The sequence below is a fragment of the Pseudomonas paraveronii genome, from assembly GCF_963681955.1.
In the GTDB taxonomy this organism is placed as follows: Bacteria; Pseudomonadota; Gammaproteobacteria; order Pseudomonadales; family Pseudomonadaceae; genus Aquipseudomonas; species Aquipseudomonas paraveronii.
The window spans coordinates 224,003-242,583 of record NZ_OY817130.1; the positions used below are offsets into that span (position 1 = coordinate 224,003).

13 protein-coding genes and 1 tRNA gene are annotated in these 18,581 nt (G+C 56.1%); 8 read left to right on the plus strand and 6 right to left on the minus strand.

The genetic code is table 11. The features are described from left to right. Positions 1–45: 45 nt before the first annotated feature. The 4 genes from U5A08_RS00995 to U5A08_RS01010 all read right to left on the minus strand — a co-directional run bounded on the left by U5A08_RS00995 (position 46) and on the right by U5A08_RS01010 (position 5,860). A complete protein-coding gene (locus tag U5A08_RS00995) occupies positions 46–1,629 on the minus strand; it encodes a DUF6119 family protein (RefSeq protein WP_321849880.1) in 1,584 nt (527 codons plus the stop codon). Positions 1,630–3,369: 1,740 nt separating this feature from the next. Next, complete coding sequence (locus U5A08_RS01000) at positions 3,370–4,233, minus strand: hypothetical protein (RefSeq protein WP_321849882.1); 864 nt, start codon at positions 4,231–4,233, stop codon at positions 3,370–3,372. 362 nt (positions 4,234–4,595) lie between these two features. Next, positions 4,596–5,678, minus strand: coding sequence for a site-specific integrase (locus U5A08_RS01005; protein ID WP_321849885.1), 1,083 nt, complete (start codon positions 5,676–5,678; stop codon positions 4,596–4,598). Positions 5,679–5,783: 105 nt separating this feature from the next. Next, positions 5,784–5,860, minus strand: a tRNA-Arg gene (locus tag U5A08_RS01010). Between the two features lie 369 nt (positions 5,861–6,229). Here U5A08_RS01010 and gabD point away from each other — a divergent pair. The 3 genes from gabD (at position 6,230) to U5A08_RS01025 (ending at position 10,482) form a co-directional block, all read left to right on the plus strand. Then, entirely contained in the window at positions 6,230–7,672 is a 1,443-nt protein-coding gene (gene gabD / locus U5A08_RS01015) for an NADP-dependent succinate-semialdehyde dehydrogenase (protein WP_321849886.1), read from the plus strand. Between the two features lie 182 nt (positions 7,673–7,854). Continuing rightward, on the plus strand, positions 7,855–9,132 hold the full coding sequence (gene gabT, locus U5A08_RS01020) for a 4-aminobutyrate--2-oxoglutarate transaminase (RefSeq protein ID WP_253392519.1): 1,278 nt from the start codon (positions 7,855–7,857) through the stop codon (positions 9,130–9,132). 141 nt (positions 9,133–9,273) lie between these two features. Further along, positions 9,274–10,482, plus strand: coding sequence for an HDOD domain-containing protein (locus U5A08_RS01025; protein ID WP_321849888.1), 1,209 nt, complete (start codon positions 9,274–9,276; stop codon positions 10,480–10,482). Positions 10,483–10,547: 65 nt separating this feature from the next. Here the strand turns inward: U5A08_RS01025 and U5A08_RS01030 are convergent, their stop codons facing one another. Continuing rightward, the gene (locus U5A08_RS01030; protein WP_253392523.1) at positions 10,548–11,549 is read right to left on the minus strand and encodes a GGDEF domain-containing protein; all 1,002 of its coding nucleotides are present in this window, start codon (positions 11,547–11,549) and stop codon (positions 10,548–10,550) included. 199 nt (positions 11,550–11,748) lie between these two features. Next, positions 11,749–12,933, minus strand: coding sequence for a delta-9 fatty acid desaturase DesA (gene desA, locus U5A08_RS01035; protein WP_253392525.1), 1,185 nt, complete (start codon positions 12,931–12,933; stop codon positions 11,749–11,751). Between the two features lie 166 nt (positions 12,934–13,099). On the opposite strand from desA, the gene dibA reads away from it, so the two are divergent. The 5 genes from dibA to cysW all read left to right on the plus strand — a co-directional run bounded on the left by dibA (position 13,100) and on the right by cysW (position 18,579). Continuing rightward, positions 13,100–15,031 (plus strand): phosphodiesterase DibA, encoded by a 1,932-nt coding sequence (gene dibA / locus U5A08_RS01040; RefSeq protein WP_321849892.1) that lies wholly within the window; start codon positions 13,100–13,102, stop codon positions 15,029–15,031. A 304-nt stretch (positions 15,032–15,335) separates the two neighbouring features. Beyond that, entirely contained in the window at positions 15,336–15,518 is a 183-nt protein-coding gene (gene oscA, locus U5A08_RS01045; RefSeq protein ID WP_010565387.1) for a sulfur starvation response protein OscA, read from the plus strand. 177 nt (positions 15,519–15,695) lie between these two features. Continuing rightward, a complete protein-coding gene (locus tag U5A08_RS01050) occupies positions 15,696–16,706 on the plus strand; it encodes a sulfate ABC transporter substrate-binding protein (RefSeq protein WP_253392529.1) in 1,011 nt (336 codons plus the stop codon). A 168-nt stretch (positions 16,707–16,874) separates the two neighbouring features. After that, on the plus strand, positions 16,875–17,693 hold the full coding sequence (cysT, locus tag U5A08_RS01055; protein WP_247395722.1) for a sulfate ABC transporter permease subunit CysT: 819 nt from the start codon (positions 16,875–16,877) through the stop codon (positions 17,691–17,693). A 13-nt stretch (positions 17,694–17,706) separates the two neighbouring features. Next, positions 17,707–18,579 carry a sulfate ABC transporter permease subunit CysW gene (gene cysW / locus U5A08_RS01060; protein WP_321849895.1) on the plus strand — a complete coding sequence of 291 codons (873 nt, stop codon included), beginning with the start codon at positions 17,707–17,709 and terminating at the stop codon, positions 18,577–18,579. The last annotated feature ends 2 nt before the right edge of the window (positions 18,580–18,581 follow it).

The following is an 18,581-nucleotide window of genomic DNA, read 5'->3' on the forward strand; positions in this document are numbered from 1 at the left end:
TCACATGTTTGATGAGATCGCTATCATAGAACGTGAGCCCATCTTTTATTTTATATGGCGAGATATGTAGATTTTTGGTTTTAGCGCGTATCCGACCACTAGTTTTTTCCAAGCTTCGATTGCTAGAAGAAACTGGATAGAGTTTACATCGGTGATGGTTTTTATATCTTCTTCGAATACGAACCAGAGCGCCGCCGAAGTAAGTTTTCTGCTAAATTTTATTCTGTTATTTTTAATAAGTGTTATAGAGTCTTTCGATTGTTCAATGTTGTAAATTAGCTCCTGCTTCTTCTTTGATATTTTTACTGATATTATCTCTCCCTTGTTGTAAATGTCGGCCACTTCAATTTGATAGTCTCTTCTTTTTTTCTCTAGTGAGCGAATAGCGGTGAGTTCTCTGTCTAAAAGCGTATATCCACGCTCACTACATATTTTTTGGTTAAAATAAGCTTCGCGGTAATCAACCTTGTCATCTCCGGCCTGTCGATGGGCTCGTTTGTTTACTTGCCAAGCAGCAAACTCTGTTTCAATCAATTGCTCTTCGAGAATAATTTCAATAGAATTAAGGGATCGTTTCAGGTAATCCATGAACACCTGATTAAAAAAGAACCATTCGCCATTTTTCAAAAAATATTGCTGATCGCCCCACGCTATAGGCATATCCAGCAGCTCTTTGAGGCTTTTCGTAAAACGTCCTACATCCTCGTTTTTGAATTGCACCGTCACGTTGTTTATATCTTCAATGTCTTTATTTTCAATGAGAAACTGCGAAACTGCTTCAGTATCCATCGTGTTGCCTAGCTGCTTGCTAAGGAGCTTTCCTTCACTGTTCTTTGATTTTATGACATAGTCATAATCATGAAAGCTAAAACATATCGACACGCCGCTTACGTGAAACTGATCAACTCCCACGCTCCCTTCGCCGTTTCGCAAGTGAGTAAGAGCCTGAGTGTCCAAATCATTTGATATATCTATATTGACTGACTCGAGTTTGGGGAGGTAAATTATCTTATCCTCCTTGAAGCTGGCTTCAATAATTTTGAATATTTCAGGTAGATCCATGGGCTGCTTGTCCATATCCATCTGGATGGAGTCGGCAAAAATGATGTTACGGTTACCCCAAATAGTTTTGTTTGCCGCTTTAAGCTTTATATGATCCACGGACTCGCCAGCTTCGTAGTTATTTACCTGAAACTGTTGGTAAGAAGATACGTCTTGCCTTTTTGTACCAATGAAGTATCGGCTTTTTTTGAGAAGTATTGAACTCTCATCAGCCATGTGCAGGGCGAGGTCAATACCAAAATCTAGCTGTATAAATTTCGAAAGATAAAAATGTGATTTGCCCAAGCTCACAGCAAATATTTTTTCCGGTTCAGCGATATTTTGGCAAACCAATACGGCAAAGTTGAAAAGATTTTTTGGCTCTTCAATGCCTTCATTGAAGAAGTCGCGGTATGCCTTCCACCACCAAACTTCGTTACCTTCTACTTTTTCAGAAAAATAAAAGGTTTTTAGGTACCCGTCCTTTTTTAGCGTTTTTTGCTCCACTAGTCCTACTGATTTTAGCTTCTCTTTCAGTTGGTCAATTTTGGCGAATTTGACTTTGTAGATGTTATAAGTATTAGCCATGACAACTCCCTTTGTACGTAATAGCGTGGTGGAATTCTGAGGTTCGTTCTCTTCTTGTGCAGTTTTATCCCAGCGGAAGCCAACGCGGTTAGGGTAGATTGGCAGCCGACCTATAGCCAATGGTCAGGCTAAATGCTATCACGGCATCTGGCAATGACGCTGTTGGGTGTTTTGTAGCAGAGCGATCCCTATCTCAACACGGTGTTCGGATGCTAATCACGCCTAGGGAGCGGATTAGTGACCCGCCTGGGGTTAAATCGCAAACCATCTGCTGGAGTCGTATCCATCTACGTCATGAAGCAATGGGCCATCTTGCAGGCGCGATGCGATGGCTATGCAGAGGGATCACTTCGAACTGATCGCACACCCAAGTGACCGTCCGGTATTGGCCGATTCTGTTGAAAAAGTCAGCTTCGAATTCCGCGCCAGAAAAGTACGCGCCTGAGATTGAAATCTGAATTTTTGGCAGTAGGCTCAGGACTCGGATCTCACGTAGCGGCGTGCAACAGAGGTATTTTCATCCATTAATATTCGAGTGTTTTGGGAAGCCGACTTTTTAATTCAATCGGCCGAGAGCGGTCGGTTGCCAGCGGTCGAGTCCATAGCATAAGAGGACATTTACAGCTTGAGCAATCAAGCCAGATAGTCTATAGACACATTGCCGACTAGATTCATAATCTGCATGCACATGTAACTGTTTTTTCTAGCTTGCCCATGTCGCGTTCTTGACGCAGCGATCGAAGGACAAGGAATGCTGATCAAACCAAAAATACACAGAGGATTGAAATGATTCGAACAAATACTGTTTGCCCAAAATGCGGTTCAAAAAGCACCCCCATAAAAGAAAAAATTATGGGTCAAGACACCCAGGATCTTATCTGTTACGACTGCAAGTACATTGGATGGTGGAAGGATTTCCAACCGAGCGAGCAAGAAGACATTGGGGTTGAGCAAGTCTAAGCGCATAACCACTGGCCAATGCTCGGGGGTGAACATTAGCTGTGCTTTTGTACGCCCCTTGACGAACTGGACCGTATTAACAGCACATTGTTAATCGAATTGACCCTATAGTTATCATAATCATTCATATTCCGCCCAACACCTCCCCCGACTGCCATTTAGAATCTTTATGGCTTAAGTGGCCGACCCTAATGGCCCGCGGCACAGTTCGAGACGCTTACGAGATTCCAGGTAATTCGGACAAAATTCTTAAAGTAGCGAATGGTCAATCCAATATTTCCAGCTAGATGGAAATATTGGTGTATGAAAAGTTTAAAGATCGTGGTGAATTGGCTGAAATAATTTCTTGGGGTTGGTCGGGTAAGTTCATTGTTGTGGAGCGTCTCATTCCGCTGTCCCGGGTGATCTTTTCCCATACACACTCCCTTATTCTCTGACCGATAGAAAGCCTGAGAACCAAGGTAAAGACTCCTCACGAAAAATCAAGGGACTTGACTATGCTGCCTTAGCAATTAATTCTTCACAAGATTATTTTTGACCGATTATTCGTAGCGCAACCTAAAAGTTTATTCAAACTAACGTGTCGCGGACTGTTATCGGGAGTATGTATTCTGCACTATTGCTGATAGGCCGCTTGAAGCCGATTGCTGCCTGTCACATCTGACTGTACCGACCAAAAGCTCGCATTCGCGAGTTGCTACCCTAAAAATTTGGATTCAGCCAGCGAGAAAAAGCCAGCTTTTGAAAATGCCACGAAGGTAATGCTTTTAGCGTGGGTTCTTATATTTTTTTAGTGCGATATTCGATTTCAACAATAAATTTTGTGGTTGCAGCAATTACAATTGCATCGCGCATATTGATACTTGGCGACTTAGTGCTGCCATGACCAGATAAAGGCATTTTATTCCTAAGGCTATATATTTCACCAACAATATCTTTTATTTCATTTGGAAGTAATGACTCTTTTTTATATTTCTCGATGAAGCCGCCCAGAGTTTGGTCAGCTATATTGTCACCCTTGAGAATATCTTTAGCTGTTGTTTCAAGTATATTGGCTGCTGCGTGCAAAACCCCTGCTGGATCATTGCTTTCAAGGCATTGTTCCATCCTGGCTATCAAGAGTACAACGTTGGAATGAGCTAGTTTATCAAATTTACCTATGCCATGTGAATTGAAGTCACGGACTTGGCTATAAACGCCACACTCTAAGTAATGGCATGCTGACATGAATCCCCATTCATACCTCCAGTCACCCGGGATATTTTCCTTTTCGGCAACTCGTTGCCCGTAATCCTTATCAATTTCATCTACGTACCTACCTAAATAACTTGCATAATAACGGAAATACGTAAAAGTTACTTCGGGGCAAAAATTTGAAAATGAATTTATTCTTCCATTGGCTCCGCTTATGCTGGTGTCGTCTTCGCCAATAACTGGTAACAACGTTGAGTTTTCCCACAAAGCATCCAAAGCTTCTTTTTTATCAGCACTGATAGAAGTGGTTACCTTGGCTTCGCCGAGCATATATATACTTGCATAGTATCTTGGGCATTTATGAACATTCGCGTAAGGGCAGGAAGAAGGAGCATCACTCTCAGAGCTTTTTTTTCTATACCAGGAGGAATCGGGTACAGTGATAGGCATCGCTACAACTCCTTGAAAATTCTAGCTTCTATTAAACGGCACCCCATGTTGGATGGCCTGTCGTATTATGTTCCCTTGTCGCCCTATTAGTTCTTGCCTAGCTCTGAGACTGTCGTGGAAGAGGCAACATTGCTTAGAGGGAAGCGCGACAGTTTTGACGGCAAATTCTGCTGCCCTCTAGATTCGAAAGCTTCGTCGGTGACGCTACCTAGTTGTGATCACTGTGTCCACTGTACGCCCATAATTGATTATTGCCGGTCGAGGTCTTCAATTTTACTTTCAAGTCCGATGCAAACGACTTGCCAGGTCGAGTGCAAATGACGGCCCCTCTGCGGAGTTAACCACTCACGGGTGTGATTCGATCAAGCTAGCTTTGCTGCGAGCTCTTCGGCGGTGATGTTGTAGTAACGCTTTAGCATGTTCACCTCCCGATGCCCCGTCACGCTGGCAAGCTCGATCAAATTCGGCAGTTTGGTCGCAAGCCGACAGGTCGCTTCGTGCCGCAGATCGTGAAAGCGCAGATTGATCAGGAAGTCTTCCTGAGGTGTTACCTGCGCAGCCCCGCAATCGGCCAAGTATTTCAGCCTCGCACGCTCCAGACCTCGCACAAAGGCTTTTTTGAGTGCATCGGCAGTGGTGGGGAACACTCGCCCGCACAGCGAGCGCGGTAAGTCCTTCAACAGGTGAATAGCTTTCGGCGACAGCGGGACGGTTCTAGGCAGGCCGTTTTTGGTTGCAGGCAGGTGCGCGGTTCTACGATCTAGGTTCACATGCTTCCAGCGCAACTCGAAAATCTCGCCACGGCGCATCGCGGTTTCAATCGCCAATTGGACGATGGGGCGTATCCAAGGATTGTGTGAAGCGTCGGCATAGGTGCCGTCAGCACGGCGCTCACAAAGCTCCAGAGCGCCGAGCATGTATTGCTCTTCTATTGGATCGAGCCGTCGCGAGCGCTCGTCGTTGTAGCTAGGGCGGTTGACCATCCTGACTGGATTCTCGGCCAGATGAATGCCCCATTCGCGGCGAGCGACCTCAATCACACACTGAAACAATGCGAGTTCGCGCTTAACCGTGTTGCCCTTGCGGATCTTCAGGCGTTCATCACGGTAGCGTGCAAAATCTGAAGAGGTGAGGGTGGCAACGATACGTGTTGCCAATGGATGACGCTTCAGCGCTTCCAGACGTTTGATTTCCGAATACGCGCCTTTGTGCTTCGGAGCAATCTCAGAGATATAGCGATCAATAAGTTGATGAAAGGCGGTGCGTTCAGCCTCGACCCGAGAAACAAATATACCCCGGTCGATTTCGCTTTCGATCATGCGCGCCCAGGCTTGGGCATCGGATTTGGTTTCGAAGGTTTTGCGCTGGGCTGGGTAGCCCTTACGGCGGACTTGCGCTTCCCACTGATACTCGCCGCGATTCCTGATTGTTGCCATTTCGACCATTCCCGCCACGTTCAAGTGTGGCAAATTTGTGGCAAAAACGACTTTCAGGACTAGGACAGGTTTCTGTCAGGAGCGCTATCCCCTTGTAATACAAGGGAAAAAAGATGGTGCACCCGGCGGGATTCGAACCCACGACCCCTGCCTTCGGAGGGCAGTACTCTATCCAGCTGAGCTACGGATGCTTGTGCGGGCGCCATCATACCCATGTCGACCTTGGGCGTCCATGCTGGTTTTTGGCCGTTGGCGGGTAGGATTTGTCTGTGTCGGGGCTCTGCGTCGGGCGCGAGGGAGCGGTGGCGGGGAAACGGGCTGAAGGTCGCTGATCCGATAAATCCGGCAAATGTGCGGTTTTTGTTCTTTTTTTCGAACATCCTATTGCCCTATACCCCCATTGATCCTAGGATTCGTTTGAGATTTCAAACGCTCTGTCTCCCGTGCGCTATCCACTTGCTTGCACGCTGGGGCTGATTTCCCTGACGGCAGCCCACAAGGCGCCTTTCAAAAACTCTAATTCGCTCCGCGCGCGCGCGGTGCTGTTAAGGAAAGCCGACATGCAGCTTAAAGATGCCCAGTTGTTCCGCCAGCAAGCCTTTATCGATGGGGCTTGGGTCGATGCGGACAACGGTCAGACCATCAAGGTCAACAACCCCGCCACGGGCGAAATTCTCGGCACCGTGCCGAAGATGGGCGCCGCTGAAACCCGCCGCGCCATCGAAGCCGCCGACAAGGCGCTGCCGGCCTGGCGTGCGCTGACCGCCAAGGAGCGCGCCAACAAGCTGCGCCGTTGGTTCGAGCTGATCATCGAGAACCAGGAAGACCTGGCCCGCCTGATGACGCTGGAACAGGGCAAGCCGCTGGCCGAAGCCAAGGGCGAAATTGTCTACGCCGCGTCCTTTATCGAGTGGTTCGCCGAAGAAGCCAAGCGCGTCTACGGTGACGTGATTCCCGGTCACCAGCCGGACAAGCGTCTGATCGTGATCAAGCAACCGATTGGCGTGACAGCCGCGATCACGCCGTGGAACTTCCCCGCTGCGATGATCACGCGTAAAGCCGGCCCGGCCCTGGCCGCTGGTTGCACCATGGTGCTCAAGCCTGCATCGCAAACGCCGTTCTCCGCGTTCGCCCTGGCTGAATTGGCCCAGCGTGCCGGCATTCCGAAAGGCGTGTTCAGCGTGGTTTCCGGCAGCGCCGGCGATATCGGCAGCGAGCTGACCAGCAACCCGATCGTGCGTAAATTGTCCTTCACCGGCTCGACCGAAATCGGTCGCCAGTTGATGGCTGAATGCGCCAAGGACATCAAGAAAGTGTCCCTGGAACTGGGCGGCAACGCGCCGTTCATCGTGTTCGACGACGCTGACCTGGATAAGGCCGTCGAAGGCGCGATCATTTCCAAGTACCGCAACAACGGTCAGACCTGCGTCTGCGCCAACCGTCTGTACGTTCAAGACGCGGTGTACGACGTGTTCGCTGAAAAACTCAAAGTAGCGGTGGCCAAGCTCAAGATCGGCAACGGTCTGGAAGACGGCACCACCACCGGCCCGCTGATCGACGGCAAAGCCGTGGCCAAGGTCCAGGAGCACATTGCTGATGCCCTGGCCAAAGGCGCTACGCTGCTGGCGGGTGGCAAGGTCATGGAAGGTAACTTCTTCGAGCCGACCATCCTGACCAACGTGCCGAAAAACGCCGCTGTGGCGAAGGAAGAAACCTTCGGCCCGCTGGCGCCGCTGTTCCGTTTCAAGGACGAAGCCGAAGTGATCGCGATGTCCAACGACACCGAGTTCGGCCTGGCTTCCTACTTCTATGCGCGCGACCTGAGCCGTGTGTTCCGTGTGGCCGAAGCCCTGGAATATGGCATGGTGGGCGTCAACACCGGGTTGATCTCCAACGAAGTGGCACCGTTCGGCGGCATCAAGGCTTCGGGCCTGGGCCGTGAGGGTTCCAAGTACGGGATCGAGGATTACCTGGAAATCAAATACCTCTGCCTGGGCATCTAAGCCCGGCAAGGCATTGCTGCAAGCGCAAAGGGCACGAGAGCGCTGATCCTTTGCGCGTTTTACATCGTTATTCGTAGTGGCCGGGAACGCTGTGGCAGTCGATCATCGCATGCTGCCATAGTTGCCTCCCCGCCACGTATTCCTTGGACCACGCCACCCGATGAGTGGCGAATGAGGACTTTATGAGCAAGACCAACGCTTCTTTGATGAAACGCCGCGAAGCCGCTGTACCACGCGGTGTTGGCCAGATTCACCCGATCTTCGCCGAATCCGCGAAGAACTCCACCGTGACCGACGTTGAAGGTCGCGAGTTCATCGACTTCGCCGGCGGTATCGCCGTGCTGAACACCGGTCACGTACACCCGAAAGTCATCGCGGCCGTGACCGAGCAGTTGAACAAGCTGACTCACACTTGCTTCCAGGTACTGGCCTACGAGCCTTACGTGGAGCTGTGCGAAAAAATCAACGCCAAGGTCCCAGGTGATTTCGCCAAGAAAACCCTGCTGGTCACCACCGGTTCCGAAGCCGTTGAGAACGCCGTGAAAATCGCCCGCGCCGCCACTGGCCGTGCCGGCATTATCGCGTTCACCGGCGCGTACCACGGTCGCACCATGATGACCCTGGGCCTCACCGGTAAAGTCGTGCCTTACTCGGCCGGCATGGGCCTGATGCCAGGCGGCATCTTCCGCGCGCTGTACCCGAACGAACTGCATGGCGTGAGCGTCGACGACTCCATCGCCAGCATCGAACGCATCTTCAAAAACGATGCCGAGCCGCGTGATATCGCTGCCATCATCATCGAGCCGGTGCAGGGCGAAGGCGGTTTCTACGTCGCGCCTAAAGCCTTCATGAAGCGCCTGCGCGAACTGTGTGACAAGCACGGCATCCTGCTGATCGCTGACGAAGTGCAAACCGGTGCCGGCCGTACCGGTACGTTCTTCGCCATGGAACAGATGGGCGTGACTGCCGACCTGACCACCTTCGCCAAATCCATCGCCGGCGGTTTCCCGTTGGCCGGTGTGTGCGGCAAGGCCGAATACATGGACGCCATCGCGCCAGGCGGCCTGGGCGGCACCTACGCCGGTAGCCCGATCGCTTGCGCCGCGGCCCTGGCCGTGTTGGAAGTGTTCGAAGAAGAGCACCTGCTGGATCGCTGCAAAGCCGTCGGCGAGCGTCTGGTCACCGGCCTCAAGGCCATCCAGGCCAAGTACCCGGTGATCGGCGACGTGCGTGCCCTGGGCGCGATGATCGCGATCGAGCTGTTCGAAGGTGGCGACAGCCACAAGCCAAACGCCGCTGCCGTCGCCTCCGTGGTGGCCAAGGCGCGTGAGAAGGGCTTGATCCTGCTGTCCTGCGGCCCTTACGGCAACGTGTTGCGCGTACTGGTTCCACTGACCGCGCCGGATGCGCAGTTGGACAAAGGCTTGGCAATCATCGAAGAGTGCTTCTCCGAGCTGTAAGCACGGGCAGAACCGATCGATAGAAAAAACCCGCTTCGGCGGGTTTTTTTTTGTGCCCGAGACAGCACATTCAGCGGTTGTTCATTGTGCGTAGGCCACCGCATTGTCTAAGGTGCAGGCATTGCGGATGGAGCGTGCTGGATGAGTGCTGTGGATTTACCCGCTGTACCCCGAGTGTTGATTGCCGAGGCAGACCCTTGGTCGCGGGACCTGCTCAAGCAGGTGTTGTTGAATGTGCGCTGCGATGCACGGTTGGATGTGTGTGCCGATGGCCGGCAAGCGGCTGCGCTGCTGCGCGACAAGGCCTACGACCTGATCGTGGCGGATTGGGAGCTGCCGGGCATCGATGGCCTGAGCCTGTTGCGCAACGTGCGCCAGCAGCGTCGTTCGCCCGCGCTGCCGTTCATCCTGCTCAGTAGCCGCAATGACAGCGCCAGCGTGCGTGAGGCCTTGCCCCTGGCGCCCACGGCGTATCTGACCAAACCGCTGAACATGGACGGCCTGACCCAGCGCCTGCAAGACCTGCTGCTCAACGAAGGCGAAAGCGTGTACTGCGAAGTGCCGCGACTGGCGCCGGGCATGACCTTGCCGGTGTTCCTCGAGCGCCGCCGCGATGCCTGCGATGGCGCGCCGCTGTGGGTCGATGTGAAGGCCGCCGTGCAAGACAGCCTAGGGCCGGAGGGCCTGGACCTCAATCGCCTGGAAGACCGGGTGCGCATGGACCCGCAGATCACCGCCGTGCTGATTGCCGCCGCCAACAGCGCGGGCAATCACGGCACGCCGGTGCAGACCTTGTCGGCGGCACTGCACACGCTGCTGGCCGGGCAAAGCATGAACCTGATCCTCGGCCTGGCCCTCAAGCACAACGTGGTGTTGGGTGATCCGGGCCTGGTGGCGTATGCCGAGCGTCACTGGCAGTTGTCCCAGGACACCGCCGACTTCGCCCGCCGCCTGGCGCGCATGCTGGAGCTGGACCACGAGCGCTGTTACAGCGCGGGTATCCTGCATCGGCTCGGCGACCTGGCTTTATTGCGCTGCCTGGAAGACTGGCGCCAGGGTGGCGGGGCGTTGGATGACGAAGCGATTGGCGAGTCTCTCCACGCCTTGGGGGCCGCCTACGGTTCGTCGTTGCGCACGCGTTGGCGCTTGCCGCTGGAGCTGCGCCAGTTGATCGCGGCGGTCTACTCGCTGGAGGGCGGGGTGTATTCGCGGGAGGCGCTGGTGATGAACCTGGCGGCGCAGATGGCGCGGTTGACCGAGCATGAAGGGCTGGAAGCAGTGGCCAGGAGCAAAACCGCGCGCTTGCTCAAGGTGGGGTTGTCGGAGCTGATGAGGTTGCGCAAGGCCTAGAGGGCGATGCAATTCAAATGTGGGAGGGGGCAAGCCCGCTCGCACATTTGATCTGTGTTGGTCCTCTAGCCAGCAACCACGCGGTTTTTGCCCAGGCGCTTGGCCTCGTACATGGCGGCGTCCGCGCGGCCGAACAGGCTGTTCAAGGTCGAGTCTTGCTCGTTGAGGCTGGCCAGCCCCTGGCTGACCGTCACGGTAAACGCATGGCCGTCATAGCTGAAGCTCAATGCCTGGATTTCCTTGCCAAGCCGTTCAGCGACTTGCAGGGCCGTATCCGGCGCGCAACCGGGGAGTACGGCGGCGAACTCTTCGCCGCCAATGCGCCCGAACAGGTCGCCACGGCGTAATACGCCACGACCGCTCTCGGCGATGCGCCGCAACACCTGATCGCCCTCCAGGTGGCCGTAGGTGTCGTTGACGTCCTTGAAGTCATCGATGTCCAGCAGCAGGAACGCCAGCGGCGAAGCCTGGGCGCAGGCACTGTCGAAGGCCTGGTTGGCGCATTCGAAAAAGTGCCGGCGGTTGCTGCTCTGGGTCAGCGCATCGGTGGTGGCCAGACGGTGCAGCTCCAGCTCCATTTGTTTCTTGTCGGTGATGTCCTCGGCCATGCCGACCACAATCAACGGTTCACCCGGCTCGACCTGCTGGTTGATATAGCACTTGTCGCTGAGCCAGCGAATCTGCCCGTCGGCCGTGATGATGCGGTACTCGCGGTCTTCCACTGCGCCTTGCTCCAGCACGCGGGCCAGGCTGTGTTCGGCGTAGTCGAGGTCTTCGGGATGAATGCTGTTGCGCCATTCCCGGTGGTCGGCCAGCAGCAGGCCGGCGGAACGGCCGAACACCCGCTCATACGCCGGGCTCACATACAGCACGCGCCGCGACTCCCAGTCGATGGCCCATAGCACCGCACTCACGCTGACCAGCAGTGAACTCAGTAATTGTTCACGCTCACTCAGCCGCTCGACCTCGCCCTGGGCGTGCATCAACGCCAGCAAGTTCGCTGCGGTAGGGGGGCGTGGGGTTTTAGCGGTCGGCGGATCGAGCAGGTGAGTCTTTTTGTGGACCATCGGCACAACTCTCTCTGGGCGCGCCGCAGGGTTCAGCAGCGGTCACAACAAGGGGCCACCATGATGGCGAAGTGTTGTCTGAGAGGGGTGAATTGCGTCTAAGTTCCGTCATCGGGGGCGATTTTGACGGATTAAGGGGTGTCTGGAGAATGGCGTCAAAAAAGTGATCAGGGGGAAGGCAAGCCTTCCCCCGGCGTGTTCACACCGCTGCCGGGCGCAACGAATAAGTCTTCAGTTGGTGGGCAAAGTCGCGCAGGGACTGGATGCCGCTGGCCTCGGCCTCATGCACCCACTCCTTGATCGCGGCCAGCATATCGTGGCCGTTGGAGCTGGTCTTGAGCCAGATCTGCTGCAGGGCCAGACGCTTTTCGTAGATCACTTTCAGGGCCTGGCTGTGTTCCAGCATGCTCTGGATACGCAGGTGGTGACGGTCATCCAGCAGGCTGGTTTCCCGCGACAGCAGGCGCTTGGCACGGTGGAACTGGTGGCGCACCGAGTGATCGACCTTCTCCAGTTCCTGCGTGACCAGCGGGCCGATCACCAGCTTGCGGTACTGGGCCATGATCTGGAAACGGTTGTTGAGGATCGCCATGGCGGTGTCCATGTCCAGGTGGCCCTTGCCTTCCACGCGGTGGGCGATCGGTGCGACACGCTGCACCTTGGCCAGGCGCAGGAAGCTGAACAGTTTGATCCACGCCCAGCCGAGGTCGAACTCCCATTTCTTCACCGACAGCTTGGCGGAGTTGGGGTAGGTGTGGTGGTTGTTATGCAACTCTTCGCCGCCCACAATGATGCCCCACGGCACCAGGTTGGTCGCAGCGTCCCGGCATTCGAAGTTGCGATAGCCCACGGCATGGCCCAGGCCGTTGATCACACCGGCGGCCCAGAATGGAATCCACATCATCTGGATCGCCCAGATAGTGATACCGATGGTGCCGAACAGCAGAAGATCGATCACACCCATGATTGCCACACCCAGCAGCGGGTAAGGCGTGTAGAGTCTGCGTTCGATCCAGTCGTCCGGGCAGTTCTTGCCGTAGATGCGCAGGGTCTCGGGGTTCTCTGCCTCGGCGCGATAGAGCTCGGCGCCTTTGCGCAATACGGTAGACAGGCCTTTAATGACGGGACTGTGTGGATCGTCGACGGTTTCGCATTTGGCGTGGTGCTTGCGGTGGATGGCGGTCCACTCGCGGGTGTTCTGCGCCGTGGTCAGCCACAGCCAGAAGCGGAAGAAGTGTTTCAGGCCAGCATTGAGCTCCAGGGAGCGATGGGCTGAATAGCGGTGCAGATAGACGGTGACCCCAATGATGGTCACGTGGGTCATCAACAGGGTGACTGCCACCAGTTGCCAGGCCGACAGGTCAAGAAAACCGTTGTACCACATAGGCTGTATGGCCCTCAAATAAAGAAAAAAACAGCTTACGCATTATCACTAAGCCTACAGAGAAAACCAGCCGACCTTTCAGATAGAAGTGAGCGGATGTTTCTTATTCTATAATCCCTAACCTTTGTAGGGCGAATCTAGCTTTTTAGTAAGGATTATTGGCCATATGTTGTTTTCATACCGAGGGGCCCGGCGCGCAGGGTTGGTATATCTGCTGGTTTCGCTGCTGTGGGTCGTGCTTACTCACCGGGTATTGATCGAGTTTCTCGATAACCCGGTGGAGTTAAACCAGTGGCTGCAGCTGCGCGGCTACGTGTGGGTGGCCATCAGCGCCCTGGTGATTTACCTGATTTGTGCGCGCTTTGCGCACGTCAACCAACGGCTGCAACCGCTGAAAGAGAGTCGCGAACGCCTGCGCCAGGCCGCCGCCGTGTTCGATTGCACCCGCGAAGGGGTGCTGGTCACCGATGCCCAGGGGAAGATCGTCCATGTGAACCGGGCCTTTATGGAGATCACCGGCTACCGGCGCGAAGATGTCATGGGTGAGCAACCCAGCCTGTTCAAGTCAGGCCGCCATTCGTCGAGTTTTTATCAACAGATGTTCCAGGCTCTGGAGCAGACCGGCGAGTGGAGCGGCGAAATCTGGAACCGGCGCAAAAGCGGCGAAATTTATCCACAATGGCAAACCATCCGGGTGATTTACGATGACCTGGGCCATGTCAGCCATTACGTCGCGGTGTTTTCCGATATCAGTGCCATCAAGGATTCCGAGCACGAACTGGCGCACCTCGCTCACCACGACCCGCTGACCGACCTGCCCAACCGCCTGCTGTTCACCGACCGCGCCGAGCAGGCCCTGACTTCGGCGCAAGCGCATAAACGCGGTTGTGCGTTGCTGCTGCTCGACCTGGACCACTTCAAGATCATCAACGACAGCCTTGGCCATAACGTCGGCGACCAATTGCTCAAATTGGTCGGTGAACGCCTGAAAAGCCTGTTCGGCCCCGGCGTGACGCTGGCGCGGCTGGGAGGGGACGAGTTCGCGCTGTTGGCGGAAAATTGTCCACAGGTGGTGCAAGCCGCCGCGTTCGCGCAACGCATGCTCGATGCGATGAAACTCCCGTTTGTTTTTGATGGCCATCAATTGTTTATCAGCGCGAGCGTTGGCATCAGCCTTTTCCCCAGCGACGCACTGAGCGCTCAACAGTTGTTGCGTAACGCTGATTCCGCGTTGTTCAAGGCCAAGAGCGTCGGCCGTGAAGGCTACGCGTTGTACACCGAAGAGTTGACCGCCCACGCCCAGAACCGCGTGGAGATCGCCAGCGAACTGCGTCGCGCCCTCGACCAGCAGGAGCTGCGTGTTTACTACCAGCCGGTTCACGACCTGCAAACCAGCCGCCTGGTCGGCGTCGAAGCCCTGGTGCGCTGGCAGCACCCGGAGCGCGGCCTGGTGCCGCCGGTCGAGTTCATCCCCATCGCCGAACGCACCGGCCTGATTGCCGATATCGACGCCTGGGTCATGCACCAGGCGTGCGCCCAGATGTGCCAGTGGCTGGCTGACGGCGCGCCGCTGAGCTTTATGGCGATCAACGTGTCCAGCCGCATGTTTGCGCGACGCGAGTTGTATGACCAAGTCGCCCAGGTGCTGCATGACACCGGCCTGGACCCGGCTTACCTTGAGCTGGAAGTCACCGAAAGCGCAGTGATGGAAGACCCCGAAGTGGCCCTGGAGCAACTGCACCGCCTGCGCGAGCTTGGCCTGCGCCTGGCCATTGACGATTTTGGCACCGGCTATTCCTCGCTGCTGCGCCTCAAGCGCCTGCCGGTGCAGAAGCTCAAGATCGACCAGGGCTTTGTTGCCGGGTTGCCGTGGGATGAAGACGACGCCGCCATCGTGCGCGTGGTGATTGCCCTGGCGAAAAGCATGGGCATGCAGGTCCAGGCGGAAGGGATTGAACAGGTGGAACAGGCGCGGTTCCTGTTGGATCACGAATGCGGCATGGGGCAGGGGTATTGGTTTGGGCGGCCGATGCCGGCGAGTGAGATCGATTGGGCGCTGGCGCCCGTCATTCGACAACCCTCCACGAACGAGACTTGAAACGCCGCCAAAAAAATGTGAGAACGGGCTTGCCCTCTATGAGGGACTTTCAGACGAAATATTCGCCGCCTGTCGACACCCTCATCGCGAGTAAGCGCGGCTCCCCCAGGGGTCAGCAGCGTCTGTGCGTCAGTATTTTCACCCGCAAAACCTTCGCAACCCCGCGTCCTGCCAGAAAATTCTTTTTGGTTATATAAACATTCTTAAATAGTATTTTTAAGAATATCTGCGCTTATCTACTATCGCCCTCACGCCGCAAGCAGTGCCGCTACTGCGCGGCACTCTTCATTTCAGGAGCGAGACCATGAGCGCATCTCTACGTAGCGTCGACGGCCAGGACGAGGCAGCCATTTTGCGCGAGATCCAGAGCGCGTTGCGCGATCTGCGCTTTGGCGCGGTGGAAATCACTGTACACAACGCTCAAGTGGTACAGATCGAACGCAAAGAAAAATTCCGCCTGCAGAACCCGGGTAACAAACCGGCCTGAGCAAGAGCGGCGATAGACCCATCACTATAAGAAATGTCCCTGTAGGCGCGAGCTTGCTCGCGAAAAGCTTGAAGGCAACGCGTTGCACCTGATGTGCAGCGTTATCGTTGACGTTTTTCGCGAGCAAGCTCGCTCCTACAGTCGTCAGCCAACACCCCAGAATTTCAGGAGCTTTCTATGTCGTCGATTCGCCGTTACGCCCTGGCCGCGTTGGCCAGCGCCGTGTTTGCCGGCTCTGCCGTGGCCAAGGACTACGAGTTGCTCAACGTCTCGTATGACCCGACCCGTGAGCTGTACCAGGACTACAACGCTGAGTTCACCAGCTACTGGAAACAGTCCCATCCCGGCGACAGCGTCAAGATCCAGCAATCCCACGGTGGCTCGGGCAAGCAAGGCCGTGCGGTGATCGACGGCCTGCGCGCCGATGTGGTGACCCTGGCGCTGGCCGGTGACATCGATGAAATCGCCAAGTTGGGCAAGACCCTGCCGCAAAACTGGCAGACCCGTCTGCCGGACGCGAGCACCCCGTATACCTCGACCATCGTGTTCCTGGTGCGCAAGGGCAACCCAAAAGGCATCAAGGACTGGGGCGACCTGATCAAGAAAGACGTGTCGGTCATCACCCCGAACCCGAAAACCTCCGGCGGTGCGCGCTGGAACTTTCTCGCCGCCTGGGCCTACGGCCTCAAAGCCGGAGGCAGTGAAGCCAAGGCCCAGGAATACGTGCAAGCGCTGTTCAAGCACGTACCGGTCCTCGACACGGGCGCGCGCGGTTCGACCATCACCTTCGTCAACAACGGTCAGGGTGACGTGCTGCTGGCCTGGGAAAACGAGGCGTTTCTGGCGTTGAAAGAAGACGGTGGTGCCGACAAGTTCGACATCGTCGTGCCGTCCCTGTCGATCCTCGCCGAACCGCCGGTGGCCGTGGTCGACAAAAACGCCGAGAAAAAGGGCAACACCGAGATCGCCACCGAATACCTCAAGCACCTGTACAGCCCGGCGGGCCAGGAGATTGCGGCGAAGAATTTCTACCGCCCACGCGATGAGAAAATCGCCGCCAAGTACGCCCAGCAGTTCCCGAAACTGGACCTGGTGACTATCGACAAAGACTTCGGCGGCTGGAAAACTGCGCAGCCGAAATTCTTCAATGACGGTGGCGTGTTCGACCAGATCTACACGGCGCAATAAAAACACCGCCCTCTGTAGGAGCGAGCTTGCTCGCGAAGAAGGTCCAGGCACCGCGTGCACCCAGAATGTGCGCGTTATCGTTGACGTTTTTCGCGGGCAAGCCCGCTCCTACAGAGCACGCATTCATCTGCGGGTTTTGTGTGTCAGACCTGCTAACCAAGGACTCTTATGTCGCGTCGTATTTCCCCCGTCATACCCGGCTTCGGGCTGACGCTGGGCTACACCGTGGTGTACCTCAGCCTGATCGTACTCATCCCCCTCGCGGCGATGTTCGTACACGCCGCTCAACTTACCTGGGATCAGTTCTGGAACATCATCACCGCACCGCGTGTGCTGGCGGCATTGAAATTGAGCTTCAGCACCGCGCTGTACGCCGCGCTGATCAATGGCGTGATCGGTACGCTGCTGGCCTGGGTGCTGGTGCGCTACACCTTCCCCGGGCGCAAGATCATCGATGCGATGATCGACCTGCCGTTCGCCCTGCCCACCGCCGTTGCCGGTATCGCGCTGACCGCGCTGTACACGCCGACCGGCCTGGTCGGCCAGTTCGCCGCCGACCTGGGTTTCAAGATCGCCTACAGCCCCTTGGGCATCACCCTGGCACTGACCTTCGTCACGTTGCCATTTGTGGTGCGCACGGTGCAGCCGGTCCTCGCCGATATCCCCCGGGAAATCGAAGAAGCCGCCGCCTGCCTGGGCGCCAAGCCGTTGCAGGTGTTCCGCTACATCCTCGTGCCCGCGTTGCTGCCGGCCTGGCTGACCGGCTTCGCCCTGGCGTTTGCGCGTGGCGTCGGTGAGTACGGCTCGGTGATTTTCATCGCCGGCAACATGCCGATGAAGACCGAGATCCTGCCGCTGCTGATCATGGTCAAGCTCGACCAGTACGACTACCACGGCGCCACCTCCATCGGTGTGCTGATGCTGGTGGTTTCCTTCGTGTTGCTGCTGCTGATCAATTTGCTGCAGCGGCGCATCGAACACCCATAAGGAGGCGCGGAACATGTCCCAATCGTCTATCTCCGCCGCGTCCTCGGCCAACGCTGCCCGGCGTGGCAGTGCGCTGTCGCGGCGCATCCTGATCAGCCTGGGCTGGCTGGTGTTCTTCCTGTTCCTAGTGTTGCCGCTGTTTATCGTGGTGTCCCAGGGCTTGAAGAATGGCCTCGGCGCGTTCTTCACCGCGATCCTCGAGCCCGACGCGCTGTCGGCGCTCAAGCTCACGGTGGTCGCCGTGGTGATCTCGGTGCCGCTCAACGTGGTGTTCGGCGTCAGCGCCGCGTGGTGCGTGAGCAAGTACTCGTTCCGTGGCAAGAGCATCCTGGTGACGTTGATCGACCTGCCGTTCTCGGTGTCGCCGGTGATCGCAGGTCTGGTCTATGTGCTGATGTTCGGCGCCCAGGGCTTCTTTGGCCCGTGGCTGCAAGACCACGACATCCAGATCGTGTTCGCCTTGCCCGGCATCGTGCTGGCGACCATCTTCGTCACCGTGCCGTTCGTGGCCCGGGAGCTGATCCCGCTGATGCAGGAACAAGGCACCCAGGAAGAAGAAGCCGCGCGGCTGCTCGGCGCCAATGGCTGGCAGATGTTCTGGCACGTCACCGTGCCGAATATCAAATGGGGCCTGATCTACGGCGTGGTGCTGTGTACCGCGCGGGCGATGGGTGAGTTTGGCGCGGTGTCGGTGGTGTCCGGCCACATTCGCGGCGTGACCAACACGTTGCCGCTGCACGTCGAGATTCTCTACAACGAATACAACCACGTTGCTGCGTTTGCGGTAGCGAGTCTGTTGCTGATCCTGGCGCTCTTCATCCTGCTGCTCAAGCAGTGGAGCGAGAACCGTATCAACCGCCTGCGCGCAGCAAGCGGTGAGGAATAATC